The sequence below is a fragment of the Telluria mixta genome (genome assembly GCF_029223865.1).
GTDB lineage: Bacteria > Pseudomonadota > Gammaproteobacteria > Burkholderiales > Burkholderiaceae_D > Telluria > Telluria mixta.
Genome location: NZ_CP119520.1, coordinates 3,167,600 through 3,181,518 on the forward strand (window position 1 = coordinate 3,167,600; position 13,919 = coordinate 3,181,518).

At 68.2% G+C, this 13,919-nt stretch carries 9 protein-coding genes; 6 read left to right on the forward strand and 3 right to left on the reverse strand.

What is annotated here, in order from left to right:
* The first annotated feature begins 127 nt into the window (after positions 1–127).
* Positions 128–1,138, forward strand: coding sequence for an AraC family transcriptional regulator (locus tag P0M04_RS14090; protein ID WP_259449882.1), 1,011 nt, complete (start codon positions 128–130; stop codon positions 1,136–1,138).
* Here P0M04_RS14090 and P0M04_RS14095 read toward each other — a convergent pair.
* Complete coding sequence (locus P0M04_RS14095; RefSeq protein ID WP_259449883.1) at positions 1,126–2,616, reverse strand: pectinesterase family protein; 1,491 nt, start codon at positions 2,614–2,616, stop codon at positions 1,126–1,128. The two genes, P0M04_RS14090 and P0M04_RS14095, sit on opposite strands and share 13 nt — an antisense overlap.
* Before the next feature lie 185 nt (positions 2,617–2,801).
* On the opposite strand from P0M04_RS14095, the gene P0M04_RS14100 reads away from it, so the two are divergent.
* Entirely contained in the window at positions 2,802–3,848 is a 1,047-nt protein-coding gene (locus tag P0M04_RS14100; RefSeq protein ID WP_259449884.1) for a sensor domain-containing diguanylate cyclase, read from the forward strand.
* Positions 3,849–3,852: 4 nt separating this feature from the next.
* Here P0M04_RS14100 and ahr read toward each other — a convergent pair whose 3' ends face one another.
* Positions 3,853–4,881 (reverse strand): NADPH-dependent aldehyde reductase Ahr, encoded by a 1,029-nt coding sequence (gene ahr, locus P0M04_RS14105; protein WP_259449885.1) that lies wholly within the window; start codon positions 4,879–4,881, stop codon positions 3,853–3,855.
* A 174-nt stretch (positions 4,882–5,055) separates the two neighbouring features.
* Between ahr and P0M04_RS14110 the strand changes: the two genes are divergently transcribed.
* The gene (locus P0M04_RS14110; RefSeq protein WP_259449886.1) at positions 5,056–6,750 is read left to right on the forward strand and encodes a sensor histidine kinase; all 1,695 of its coding nucleotides are present in this window, start codon (positions 5,056–5,058) and stop codon (positions 6,748–6,750) included.
* 7 nt (positions 6,751–6,757) lie between these two features.
* Positions 6,758–7,504: a LytR/AlgR family response regulator transcription factor gene (locus P0M04_RS14115; protein ID WP_259449887.1), complete on the forward strand. Its 747-nt coding sequence runs from the start codon at positions 6,758–6,760 to the stop codon at positions 7,502–7,504.
* A gap of 7 nt (positions 7,505–7,511) precedes the next feature.
* Here the strand turns inward: P0M04_RS14115 and P0M04_RS14120 are convergent, their stop codons facing one another.
* On the reverse strand, positions 7,512–10,226 hold the full coding sequence (locus P0M04_RS14120; protein ID WP_259449888.1) for an alpha-1,6-glucosidase domain-containing protein: 2,715 nt from the start codon (positions 10,224–10,226) through the stop codon (positions 7,512–7,514).
* Positions 10,227–10,424: 198 nt separating this feature from the next.
* Here P0M04_RS14120 and P0M04_RS14125 point away from each other — a divergent pair, with 198 nt between their 5' ends.
* A complete protein-coding gene (locus tag P0M04_RS14125; protein WP_259449889.1) occupies positions 10,425–12,053 on the forward strand; it encodes an alpha-amylase family glycosyl hydrolase in 1,629 nt (542 codons plus the stop codon).
* Complete coding sequence (gene glk, locus P0M04_RS14130; protein ID WP_259449890.1) at positions 12,053–13,915, forward strand: glucokinase; 1,863 nt, start codon at positions 12,053–12,055, stop codon at positions 13,913–13,915. The genes P0M04_RS14125 and glk overlap by 1 nt, the downstream gene beginning before the upstream one ends.
* The last annotated feature ends 4 nt before the right edge of the window (positions 13,916–13,919 follow it).

A 13,919-nucleotide genomic window follows, 5' to 3' on the forward strand; every position in this document is an offset into this window, starting at 1 on the left:
TTCATGCTCCCCAAAGGTTTGCAAAATGCGCCACTTGGCGCAGAATTAAGCGCCAGTATAGGGAGGTTGCGTAGCAAAAGTTGGTGCATCGCGCCAATCAGTATGCAAAACGCGCCATAATTACGGCATGATCACGCTCTCTGCCCACTTCCTGCACGGGATGCTGCACGCCATCCGCGCCCGGCACGGCGACGACGTGGCGGCGCAGGTGCTCGCCGGTGCCGCGATTCCGCCATCGCTGCTCGACCAGCCCGACGCGCGCCTCACGCGCCAGCAATACGTCGCGCTGTACCGGACGATCGCGGCGACGCTCGACGACGAGATGCTGGGATTGTGGTCCCGGCCGATCCGCGGCGGCACGCTGAAGTACCTGATGCTCAGCCTTCTGGACGCGCCGACGGTGCTGGTCGCGCTCAACCGCCTGGTGCGCTTCTGGAACCTGCTGCTGGACGACTACCGGCTGCAGATCTCGACGAAGAACGACCTGGTGCGCCTCGCCTTGGTGGAACGGGCGCCGGGCACGCCCGTCACGCCGCTGGGCCACGAGCTGATGATGAAGCTGATCCACGGGATCGCCTCGTGGCTGCTCGGCCGCGAGATCAGCCTGCACCGCATCGACTTCACCTTCGCCCGCCCGCGGCATGCGGAAGATCACGCGTTCCTGTTCCCCGGCGAGGTGCGCTTCGACGCGGACGTGACGTGCATTTATTTTTCCTACGCGGATTGCGCCGAACAGTTCAAGCGCGAGAAACACGAGCTGTGGGCATTCCTGAAACGCGCGCCGGAAGACTGGACGTTCAGCGCCGGCCAGCGTGGCACCCTGATGGCGAGGACGCGCGCCTATCTCGAGCAGCACATCGCGCAGCCGGTGACGATCCAGGATCTCGCGCAGGCCCTGCACGTCTCCGTGCGCACGCTCAACCGGCGCTTCGCGGAAGAGGGCACGCGCTTCCAGCTGGTGAAGGATGGCCTGCGGCGCGACATCGCCGTCCACCGGCTCGCCAATTCGAACACGGGCGTGGCGGCGCTGGCGTACGACCTGGGCTTCGCGGACGCCACCGGATTTTGCCGCGCCTTCAAGCAGTGGACGGGCAGCAGCCCGACCGATTATCGCAAGGGCAATCGTCAGGGCGAGTGAGGCGTCCAGCCGCCCAGCACCCAGGCCGGATCGCGGTAGTGCGCGATCGTGTCCGCGTCGCGGTCCCTATCGAGCTGGCGCGATGCCGGATGCCGCTTGCCGACGTCCACCGGCTTGCCGTCCGCAGCGCGGCTGTTGAATTCCCAGAACCGTACGTGCGACGCATCGCCGTCGACGGGCCCCCAGCCTTCCGGCGCGATGCCGGTCAGGGTCGCATCCAGCAGCACCGCTTCCGCGTACGGATAATTGCGGCCCTTGTTGTCGGGCAGGCGCGCGAGGACAGTCTCCCCGCCGGTCGCATGGAACGTGCAGCGGTCGAACACGTTGCCGTGATTCGCTTGCGTATTCCGAATCCACATGAACGCGCCGCGCGAGGTGATGTCACAGTGGCGGAAGTACGCGGGACCGCGGCCGAGGATCGTGTCGCCGGTGCCCGTCAGGCGAATGTTCTCGAAGTACGCGCTGCCGTTCGTCTGCAGCGCGTCGCCGGCGCCTTCGACCGTCACGTCCCTGACGATGGTGCGCTCGCCGTTGAGCAGCAGGCCTTCCGCCTGCCCGTTCGCCGTCGTCGCGATGGTGAGGTTGTCCAGCACCATGTCGTGCACATGGTCGAGCGCGAACGCCGCGCGCCGCGACGGGAACGTGCCCGGCAACTCGTTCGTGCCGACGTTCGGCGGGTGCGGATTGAACACCTCGTTGTTCGCGTAATGGATGCGCACGCCCTCGCGGCTTTCGCCCCGCACCGTGACGTCGTGCTTGTTGCGGGCGTAGACGATTTCCTCGTAGTCGCCGTTCTTCACGAACACCGTGACGCGGCCGGTGTGCCGGTCCGGCACCCAGTCGAGCGCGCCCTGCACGGTGTCGAAATCGCCGCTGCCGTCCGCCGCCACGGTCACGCGGCGCGCATCCGCAGCCGGCGCGCGGGCCTTCGTCGTGAAGCGCCAGTCCCTGACGCCCTCGAAGCTGCCGTCGGCCATCGTCAGCACGCCCGGATCGATCCGCACGTAATACGTCTTCCCGTAGCGGAGCAGGTCGTGGTGCGGGTAGATCGTGGCCGCGTTGCCGTGCACGATCACGGGGTGGAAATGAAAACCGTCCGTGAAGCCGCCGATGATCGTCAGCTGGTAGTTGCCGGCGGCGGGCGCGACGCCCGGTGCGGACGGCGTGCCGGGCTTCGTATCGGCATTGCTCCGGCGCGGTCCGTCGTACTCGTACGGCGTGGCGAGGTACGGGGGATACGGACCGGCCGCGCGTTCCGTGGGGCCGGCCGGGATGCCCATGTCCAGTTCGTCGACCAGGCGGTCGTCGGCCGCGTCGTAGATGCGGATCCTGCCGGCGTGGCCGATGGTCGGCGGGCTGGCGAAGCGGAGTACGAGATGCGTGTCCGGATTGACGTTGGTGGCGCCGTTCGGTGGAAGCTGGGTGGCGGCACCGGCCGGGGTGCAGAGGGCGAGGACGGCAAGGAACGCGGGTTTCATGGTCTCCGTGGAAGGCAGCCTGTCGTCGGCCCATTGTAGTGTGGTCGGTCCGGATCGACAAGTGGTCCAGCCGGATTGCGGCGCTGTCCCGGAATGACAACAGCTGTTGTTACGAGAATTGCCTCGTGGAATCAAAGTGTTACAATCGATGTCCGCCTGTCCGCGACATCCCCGGCGACACTTCCATGCCCAACGAACTCATCCAGCTTCCCCAATCCGAACTGCTCGAATACCTCCGTCGCCAGGTCGACAAGATGGCCGAACTCGAGCAGAAGATCGCTGGCCTCGAACAAGACCGCGAGGAATTGTTGCGCGTGGCGTGCAACGTCGACTCGCGCCTGCGCGAATACGAGGAAATCAAGGAAGGGTGGGACTGGTTCTTTGCGAACTCGCTCGACATGCTCATCGTGCACGGCCTGGACGGGCGCCTGCTGCGCGTGAATCCGGCCGTCGAACGCCTGCTGGGCTATACGCCGGAGGAGTTCATGCGCCTGCCGCTGGAGGACAGCGCGCACCCGGACGACCTGGCGGACGTGCTCACGCATCTGCGCACGATCGCCGAGGGCACCGACGGCGTGAACTTCGAGGCACGCACGCGTCACAAGGATGGCCGCTACCGCTGGCTCGCCTGGACCACGCCGGCGCCGACCAAGGACGGGCGCGCGATGACGCACACGTATGCGATCGCGCGCGACGTCACGGAATCCCGCCTGACGCAGCAGGAATTGTTGTATCGCGCCCAGCACGACGCGTTGACGGGCCTGGCCAACCGGGCCGCGTTCGACCATGAGGTCGGGCTGGCGCTCGCACGCGCCGAGCGGCTGGCGAGTCCGGTGTCGCTGCTCCTGATCGACCTGGACGGCTTCAAGCAGGTCAACGACACGCTGGGTCACCTGGCCGGCGACGACGTGCTGCGCACGGTTGCGGCACGGCTGCGTGCGGCCAGCCGCAAGGGCGACCTGGTGGCGCGCCTCGGCGGCGACGAGTTCGCCTGCCTCACGACCGGTCCGTCCCGTGCGGCGCTGGATGCACTGGCCGTGCGCATGCTGAATGTCGTGTGCGAACCGGTCGCGGTGGGCGACGTGCGGGCGCAGGTCGGTTGCAGCATCGGCATCGCGACCGCCGATGGCGACTTCGATCCCGTGCGCCTGTTCGCCGCGGCCGACCGCGCCATGTACGGCGTCAAGGCGCGCGGCAAGGGCGATGTCGCGCACGCTGCCGCGCCAGCCTGAGCGATCAGGCGAAATCCGCGTCCAGCACGATCCGGTAGCTCGCCTTGCCGGCGCGCAGATGGTCCATCGCGTCGTTCACGCGGCGCATCGGGAAATGCTCGACCTTCGGCGCCACGTGGTGGTGGGTGGCGAAGCGCAGCATCGTGTCGATCTGGGCGCGGCTGCCCGTCGGCGACGCCGAGATCGCGCGCTGGCCCATGATCAGGCTCATGACCTGCACCGGCACGGGCTGCAGCACGGCGCCGAGGAAGTGCAGGCGGCCGCCGGGCGCGAGCAGTGCGATGACGGCATCCCAGTCGAGCGGCGCGTTGGCCGTGATGAAGACGAAATCGAAGCTGCCCGCGAGGCGCTGCAGGTCGGCGTCGGAGCGGCTCGAGGCCGTGTGGTGGGCGCCCAAGCTCATCGCTTCCTGCACCTTGCTGGGCGAAGACGTGAACGCCGTCACGTCGCAGCCCCAGGCCCTGGTGAACATCAGCGCCATGTGTCCGAGACCACCGATGCCGAACACCGCCACGCGCGCCGTCGGCGGCACGTGCAGCTGCAACAGCGGCGCGAACACGGTGATGCCGCCGCACAGCAGCGGGCCGGCGTTCTGCGCCGCCAGCGCGCCGGGAATCGGGATGGTCCAGATCCAGTGGGCGCGCACGCGGTCGGCAAAGGCGCCGTGGTGGCCCACGATGGTCGCCTGCACGCTGGCGCACAGGTGAAAATCGCCACGGAGGCAGGCCGCGCAGTGCTGGCAGCTGCGCACGTTCCAGCCCACGCCCACGCGCTGGCCGACCGACAGGCCCTTGGTCGCGGCGATGGCACCGAGCGCGGCCACGCGGCCGATGGCTTCGTGGCCGGGCACGAACGGGAACGCCGTGATGCCCCATTCGTTGTCCAGCATGGAGAGGTCGGAATGGCAGACGCCGCAATGCTCGACCTCGACCTCCACGTCTTCCGGTCCCAGCGGGCCCGGGTCATATGCGAACGGTGCCAAAGGGCCGCCGGCCGTGGCCGCGGCCCATGCCCTGATCGTGCCGGTATTCATGAGCGCCTCCGTTGGGTGACGCAAAAATGCTAGCACCGGCGGGGTTGCGGGCGCGCGCCGTTCGCGCCGCCGCAGGCCGCTTCGTCGCACCCGGGCCCGTTTCGTCGCAAGGTTCCCATGGCCGCACCCCGCGCTCTACACTGGCGTCTTTCGAGTTGACCAGAGAGCGTTCCGATGTCCGTGTCCAGTCCCGTGCCAGTCTCTTCCGCCATGCCGCTGCCGCCCGACGTCGTCGTGCACGCCAGCTGGTTCGGCCGCGCGCGCCAGTTTCCCATCTTCAGTATGGCGTGGTTCCGCTACCGCAGCATCGCGTTCCTGACCGGGTTGCTCGCGGCGGCGCTGCTGAACGCGGCGCTGGCGGCGATTCCGCTGCAGCCGCAAAACGTCGACTGGGTCGATGTGCTGCGTATCGGCTTCGTGTTCGGCGTGCCCTGCGTGGTGCTCGTGCTTCTCGGCCCGGGGCTGGCCGTGTGGGTGCGTGCGCGCGGCTGGCCCGTCCGGCGCGAGTTCGCGGGCCTCCTGTGCATGCTGCTGCTGGGGATGGCGGCCAGCCTGGCCACGGCGTTTCAGCTGAAGCACTGGTATGAGGCGGCGCGTGTCGATCCCGCCACCGGCGGACGCGTCGTCCATCTGCTGCCGCGCGTGCAGTTCACGGTGAACTGGCAGGCCGGGCCGAGGTTCAGCGTCGAGCCGGGCACGAGTTGGCGCAAGATGAGTCCGGAGGAGCTGAAGGCGTTCGATGTCCTGCAAAGCGCACAGGCGGCGCTGGCCCGCGTGGCGCCCGCCGGCGAAGTGCCTCTGACCCCTCAGGAATCCGCCGCCGTGGAGGCTTACCTGAAACTGAAGAGCGCGAACACGTCGTTGACGCCGGCCCAGGAACAGGCCACGCAGGCCGGCCGCGCCGCGTTCGAAAAGCTGCTGCGCTACCAGGTCGAACAGGGCACGCGGCCGCAACCCGCACGCGCTGCGCCGGCAAGCCCGGCGTACGTGGCGGCCCAGGCGAAGTACGACGAGGCATTGGCCGAATTCCAGCGTGTCCAGGCGCGGCACGCACCCGCCACGGCGATGCCCGCAGCGGCACCGCGGCCCGGCGGCCACAGCACCGCCGGCACGGCGGGCGCTGTCGTCATGCTGCTGGCGGTCGTGCTGCTCGTGTGCTGGCTGGGCGGCATCACCGACCTGGTCGCGTTCGTGCGCCAGCGCGGCAAGCTCGATGACGTGCTGCGCGACCAGGCGCTGCGCCGCGCCGATGCCGCGCGCGTCGAGGCGGAGTTGCGGCTGTCCGTGCTCGCGGCCCAGGTCGAACCGCACTTCCTGTTCAACACGCTGGCCAGCGTGCGCTCGGCCATCGTGTCCGACCAGGCGCGCGCCGCCGCCATCGTCGACCACCTGGCCGACTACCTGCGCGCGACCATCCCGCAGATGCGCCACGAAGCCGCGAGCGGCAGCGTGCCGCTGGCCCGCCAGCTCGACGCGGCGCGCGCCTACCTGGCGCTGATGCACGAGCGCATGCCGCGGCTCGCGTTCGCGGTGGAGGCCGAGCCGGGGCTCGAGGCCGCGCAGGTGCCGCCGCTGATGCTGATCTCGCTCGTCGAGAACGCGGTCAAGCATGGCGTCGAGCCGAAGGCCGGGCCGGCGCGCATCACGGTGACCGCGCGCCGCGTGGTGGATGCCGGCGTGGCGCTGCTGGAACTGGAGGTGCGCGACGACGGCGTGGGCTTCGGCAGCGCCACATCCGGCACCGGCGTGGGCCTCGCGAACATTCAGGAGCGCCTCGCGGGGCTGTATGGCGGCACGGCGGGGATGACGCTCAAGGCCTTGCCCGAGGGAGGCGTTGCGGCTATCCTGCGCCTGCCCCTGACAGCCTGAACGCACGATGCCCACCGCAATCATCGCCGACGACGAAGACCTGCCGCGCAGCGAATTGCGCCGGCTGCTGGCCGACGCCTGGCCCGACCTGCGCATCGTGGCCGAATGCGCGGACGGCACCGGCGCGCTCGCGGCCATCGTGCAGCACCGGCCCGACGTGGCCTTCCTCGACATCCGCATGCCGGGACTGAGTGGCCTGGAGGTGGCGGCCGCGGACGGCGTCACGAACGTCGTGTTCACCACGGCCTACAGCGCGCACGCGTTCGAGGCGTTCGAGGCGGGCGCGCTCGACTACCTGCTCAAGCCCGTCACGCCCGCGCGGCTGCGCCAGTGCGTCGAGCGCGTGCGGGCGCGCGCGGGCGTGCACGACCAGGACCTCGGCCGGCGCCTCGCCGACCTGGAACGGCGCCTGCAGCCGCAGGCTGCGCCGCGCATGCGCTGGATCAGCGCCAGCGTCGGCGACACGATCAAGGTCATTCCCGTCTCGAGCATCCTGTTCTTCCAGTCGGAAGACAAGTACACGCGCGTCGTCGCCACCGACGGCGAGACGCATGTGCGCAAATCGCTGAAGGAACTCCTCGACGCGCTCGATCCGGACGAGTTCTGGCAGATCCACCGCGGCGTGGCGGTGCGCGCCGATGCGATCGCCCATGCGCGGCGCGACCTGATGGGCCGCATCACCGTGCAGCTGCGCGGCCGCGACGAAGTCTTCCGCGCCAGCCAGACGTTCGCCTGGCGCTTCCGGCCGATGTGATGCGGCCTTAGTCTTCGACGAACACGACGGCCGTGCGCGGCGGGATCGAGAACGCGCCCGTCGCGCCGTCGAACGTCGCCTGCGTGGCCCGCTTGTCCGCCGCGTGTTCGGACAGGAACACGGGGTGCAGGTGCAGGCGCTTGCCGACGGCCTCCGGGTCCGTCACGGTGTGCCCGACCTTGTCCACGTTGATGAAGTACGCGATGCCGGCGAACCCTGCGCCGGCCAGGCCGCGGCCGTCCAGGTGCGCGGCGACCACCGTCGGCACCTGGCTGCTTCCCGTGTTGAAGAAGCGCAGGCGCTGTTCGATGTCGACCGCCGTGGGCAGGCGGAACAGCGTCGAACTGGCGCGGATCGCGAGCAGGTCGCGGAAGGCGTCGCGCGCGAACGCGATGTCGGCGGGGGCCGGCTTGATGGCGGCGTTGGCAAGCAGGGGCTGCAGCAGCGGCCAGTCCTTGCCGTTGTCGTCCGCGGGCGGCAGGCCCGTACCGAAATGGTTGTCGCGGTAGGTCCAGTCGATGCGGTTGAACCAGTCGCCGGAATTGAAGCTGTTGCGGTCCAGCGATTTCGAACGCAGAACGTCGATGCCCGCGTGGTAGTACGCGACCCCTTGCGCGAACGCGTCGACTGCCATGCCCAACACCTGCACGCGTGCCCGTTCCCGGCTCGTCGTGGACAGGGGAAGCTTGAACACGTCGATGTCGAACAGCGTCTGGTTGTCGTGGTTCTCGACATAGTTCACGACCTCGCCCGGCTCGCTCGCATAGCCGGCCGGCTGGCCGTTGTAGTCGATGGCTTCCAGCGGCACGGTCTTGTCGTCAAACGTGTGCAGCGGATACGAGCGGATCGAGCCCGCGAGTCCCGCGCGCACGAGGTCCGCGGCTTTCAAGAGGTCGGCGGCGGGGCGCGCGCCCGCCTGCGTGTTCGGATCGTAGACGAGGCCATTGATCCAGCCCTGGCGGCTGAACATCGCGTCGCCCGAATCGCCCGCGGAACCGCCGCGCACGGCGTCGCGCAGGCGGTCGTTGAAGGTGCCGATGCCGCTGCCGTTCAGCGATAGTTGCGACGCCTGCACGAAGCGCGCGCCGTCCGCCACTTCGCCGAAGTTCCAGCCTTCGCCGATCAGCTGGACGTCGCGGCCGGCGACCGCGTTGACCTTCCTCTGCAGGTCTTCCATCACGGCGCGCGGCTGGTGGCCCATCAGGTCGAAGCGGAACGAATCGATCCTGTATTCCTTCGCCCACAGCGCGACGGAATCGATCATCAGCTTCCCCATCATGCGGTGTTCCGTCGCCGTGTTGTCGCAGCATGTCGAGCGTTCGATCACGCCGCTCGCGTTCAGGCGGTGGTAGTAGCCGGGCACGATGCGGTCGAGGACGGACTTTTCGTTCTGTCCCGCGATGAACGTGTGGTTGAACACGACGTCCATCCCCACGCGCAGGCCGGTCTTGTGCAGGCTTTGCACCATCTGGCGGAACTCGACGATGCGGCGCACGCCGTCGGCCGGATCGGTCGCGTAGCTGCCTTCCGGAGCGTTGTAGTGGAACGGGTCGTAGCCCCAGTTGAAGCAGTCCGTCTCCGCCGTGCGCTTGACGAGGGCCTGCTGCGTGTCGCCGTCGGGCGTGCCGGACGGTTGCGGCACCGCGCACGACGTCTCGGGCACGCTGCCGATGTCGTACACGGGCAGCAGGTGGATGTCCGTGAGGCCGCTCTGAGCCAGCGCCGCGAGGTGCTTCATGCCGTTCGAGCCCGTGTCGGTGAACGCGAGGTATTTGCCGCGATGGGCGGACGGCACGGTGGCATCGTCGCGCGAAAAATCGCGCACGTGCAGTTCGTAGACGACCATGTCGGTCTGGTGTTTCACCGTCTGCGGCGCGGGTGTCGTGTCCCAGCCGGCCGGTTTCAGGCGCGGCGAATCGAGGCGTGCGATATAGCTGCGTTTCGAATCCGTCGTCAGGCTGATGGAATACGGATCGGTGACGAGGTTGCGCACGATGCCCGCATCGACCGGCACGTCGACCGCGTATTTGTAGTACTTGCCGGTCAGGTCGCCCGGCAGCGCGGCGCGCCACGCGCCCGTGCGGCGGTCGAATTCCATCTGGTAGACGGCGCGGACGGCGCCCGTGCCGCCGTTGTAGACGCAGACGGCGGCCTGCTGTGCGGTCGGCGCCCACACGGTGAAGCGCGTGCGGCCGCCGCCGATGTCCACGCCCAGTTGCGGCAGGTCGGCGGCAGCGGCATACAAGTCGTCGAGGGCGCCGGCCGCCTGGATGCGCGTGGCGTCCAGCACGTTGCCCTCCGCATCCTCGCGCACGAGCACGAGCTGGCCGCGGTGCAGGTCGGGCAGGCGGGGCGCATCCGCGTCGCCCACGCGCAGCACCGGGCCCGGGGCCAGGTAGGTGAAACCTTGGGGGACGGGGCCGGAGAACGGATCGAGACGGATCGCGCCGTCCGCACCGGCCACCTTTCCGCCCGGCGCCGCCGCGATCGCGCCGCGCTTCGCGTGATACAGCTTCACGGTGCCGGCGGAGGCGCTGCCCGGCCACTGGATCGTCCGGCCGTCGAGCCAGACGGCGCGCGCGTCGAAACGGGCGGCCGCCGGGTGCAGCACGGCCTGGAAGTTTTTATTGTCGCAGGCGTCCGGTCCGATGGCGGCGTGGGCGCCGGTCGCGGCCAGGCAGGAGAGCAGGGCGCCGGCGGCGCGGAGAGTCGTTCGGGTCATGGTCGTGGGTGTTCTGTTGACGCGACAGGCTAACACTTATTGATGTAGTTTGACTACCGATCCGTAACAGTCATTTTTGTATGAAATATTCTAAGTCAATGATTTAAATGAAGATTTACTATAGCTGGCGATTTTTGAGCCGATTGTCATCGCCGATGTCATCCTGTATATTGCGTAAAATTACTGGAGAGACACCACATGACCACTTCCTCGCACGACAAGAATCCGTGGTGGCGCGAAGCCATCATCTACCAGGTGTACCCGCGCAGCTATCTCGACACGAATGGCGATGGCGTCGGTGACCTGCCGGGCATCACCGCCAAGCTGGATTACATCGCCAGCCTGGGCGTGGACATCGTCTGGCTGTCGCCGTTCTTCAAGTCGCCGATGAAGGACTTCGGCTACGACATCGCGGACTACTGCGATGTCGACCCGCTGTTCGGCACCCTGGCCGATTTCGATGCGCTCGTCGCGAAGGCGCACAGCCTGGGCCTGAAGATCATGATCGACCAGGTGATGGCGCACACGGCCGAGATCCACCCGTGGTTCGTCGAAAGCCGCTCGAGCCGCGACAATCCGAAGGCCGACTGGTACGTGTGGTCCGATCCTCTCCCGGACGGCAACCCGCCCAACAACTGGCTGTCCGTGTTCGGCGGCTCGGCGTGGCAGTGGGACAGCCGCCGCAAGCAGTACTACATGCACAACTTCCTCGTGAACCAGCCGCAGGTGAATTTTCATAATCCGGCCGTGCAGCAGGCGCACCTGGATTCGCTGCGCTTCTGGCTCGAGCGCGGCGTCGACGGCGTGCGCATGGACGCCTGCAACTTCCACTTCCACGACCGTACGCTCCAGAGCAATCCGCCGGCCCTCGTGCGCGACACGTCGACCGTCACGGACGTGAACCCGTACGGCATGCAGGCGCACATCCACGACAAGACGCAGCCCGAGAACATCGCGTTCCTGCAAAGGCTGCGCAAGCTGCTGGACGAATACGGCGCCGTCGCGATCGGCGAAGTGGGCGCGGACGATTCGCTGGCCGTGATGGCGGACTACACGTCGGGCGGCGACAAGCTGCACATGGCCTACAGCTTCAACCTGCTGACGCCCCAGTTTTCCAGCCGCCACATCCGCCGCCAGGTCGAGGAATTCAATGCGCGCGTGAAGGATGGCTGGGCCTCGTGGTCGGTCGGTAACCACGACAGCATTCGCGTCGCCACGCGCTGGTCGAGCGGCGAACAGACCCCGGCCCTGTCGAAACTCGTGCTGGCGCTGCAGCTGTCGCTGAAAGGCACGCCGTGCCTGTACCAGGGCGACGAACTGGCGCTGCCGGAAGCGGACGTGCCTTATGAGCTGCTGCAGGACCCGTACGGCATCACGTTCTGGCCGGAGTTCAAGGGCCGCGACGGCTGCCGCACGCCGATGCCGTGGACGAACGAGGGCCCGAACGCCGGCTTCACGACCGGCAAACCGTGGCTGCCGGTGCCGCCCGAACATGTGGCGCTGGCCGAGGCAGGCCAGGACAAGGACTCGCAATCGACCTTGAACTTCGCGCGCAACATCATCCAGTGGCGCCGCGGCCTGCCGCAACTGACGCGCGGTGAGATCGCGTTCTTCGACGTGCCGGAACAGGCGCTGGCGCTGCGCCGCGACGAGGAAGGCTTCCCGTCCGTGCTGGCCGTGTTCAACGTGACCAACGCCCCCTTGACCTTCGACTGGCCTGACGCGGCCGGCGCGAAGAAGCTCGACGGCCACGGCCTGTCCGGCGACGTGAACGGCACGACCGTCACGCTGCCGCCGTACGGCGGCTGGTTCGGTACAATCGCATAATGGAAGAGCAACCAGACAATACCCGCACCGCGTTCGCCGACGGCCCGCGCCTGCTGGCCGACATCGGCGCGACGCATGCGCGCTTCGCGCTGCAGACCGCGCCCGGCACCTATCGCTCGGTGCGCGTGCTGAAGTGCGACGACTACTCGGGCATCGTCCCGATGCTGCGCTTCTACCTCGCCGAACACGCGGACACGCGCCTGCACCACGGCGCGCTCGCGCTCGCGAACCCCGTCGACGGCGACTATGTGCGCATGACGAACCGGCCCTGGGAATTCTCCACGGACGCCGTGCGGCGCGAACTGGGCCTCGACACGCTCCTGATCGTGAACGACTTCACGGCACTGGCGATGGCGATCCCGGGCCTGAAGGAATCGGACCTGATGCAGGTGGGCCCCGGCAAACCCGTGCCGGGCGCCGTGCTGGGCGTGCTCGGACCGGGCACGGGCCTGGGCGTTTCGGGCGGCATCCCGACCGTCGACGGCTTCGTCACCCTCGGCAGCGAGGGCGGCCACGTCAACTTCGCGCCCAGCGACGAGCGCGAGTTCGCAATCCTGCAGACCGCGTGGCGCGAATGGAGCCACGTGTCGAACGAGCGCCTGATCTCCGGCCCCGGCATGGAAATCATTTTCCGCGCGCTCGCCGAACGCAATGGTGTGGACGCGGCTGCGCGCACGTCCGCCGAGATCATCACCGGCGCGCTCGACGACCACGATCCGCTGTGCCTCGAAGTGCTCGAATGCTTCTGCGGCATGCTGGGCGGCGCCGCGGCGAACCTGGCGGTGACGCTCGGTGCGTTCGGCGGCATCTTCATCGGCGGCGGCATCGTGCCGCGCCTGGGCGAGTGGTTCAGGACATCGCCGTTCCGCACGCGCTTCGAAGCGAAGGGCCGCTTTTCCAGCTACCTGTCCGACATCCCGACGTACGTGATCTCGACGCCGCACGTGGCGTTCGACGGTGTCGCGAACATCCTGTCGGAACACCTGCGCGGCCGCAGCGGCGGCAATACGCTGATGGACCGCATCCACAAGCTGCGCCCGGAACTGACGCCGGCCGAGCAGCGCGTGGCGGCCCTCGTGCTGGAACAGCCGCGCCTCGTGCTGAACGAACCGATCGCCGGCATCGCGAAGCTGGCGGACGTGAGCCAGCCGACCGTGATCCGCTTCTGCCGCTCGCTCGGTTTCCTCGGCCTCGCCGATTTCAAATTGAAGTTCGCGAGCAGCCTCACGGGCTCGATCCCGGTGCGTCACAGCCAGGTGCGCGGCAGCGACAGCACGCACGATCTGTCCGCGAAGGTCATCGACAACACGATCTCCGCGATCCTGCAATTCCGCGACCAGCTGGACGTGCGCGCCATCGATCGTGCGATCGAACTGGTGAGCCGCGCGAAGCGGGTCGAGTTCTACGCGATGGGGAATTCGCGCGTGGTGGCGCTGGATGGCCAGCACAAGTTCTTCCGCTTCCGCATCCCGACGGCGCTGTACGGCGACTCGCACCTGTTCAAGCTGGCGGCCGAGCTGCTGGGGCCAGGCGACGTCGTCGTCGCGATCTCGAACTCGGGCCGCCTGCCGGACCTGTTGTCGGCCGTGGATGCGGCACGCGCGGCCGGTGCCGACGTCATCGCGATCTGCAACAGCCAGTCGCCGCTCGCGCGCCGCGCGGACGTGCTGCTGGCCGTGGACCACGCGGAGGACAGCACGCATTTCCTCGCGATGATCTCGCGGATCCTGCAGCTGCTCCTCATCGACATCATGGCCGTTGGCATCTCCGTCGACGTGCACCATGCGCGGGCGTTGCCGCCGGCGGCGGTGGAAGGCGAGGGGGAAGGGCGCAGGGCGCTCATCTCGCACCTCGACAGCTAGCTGT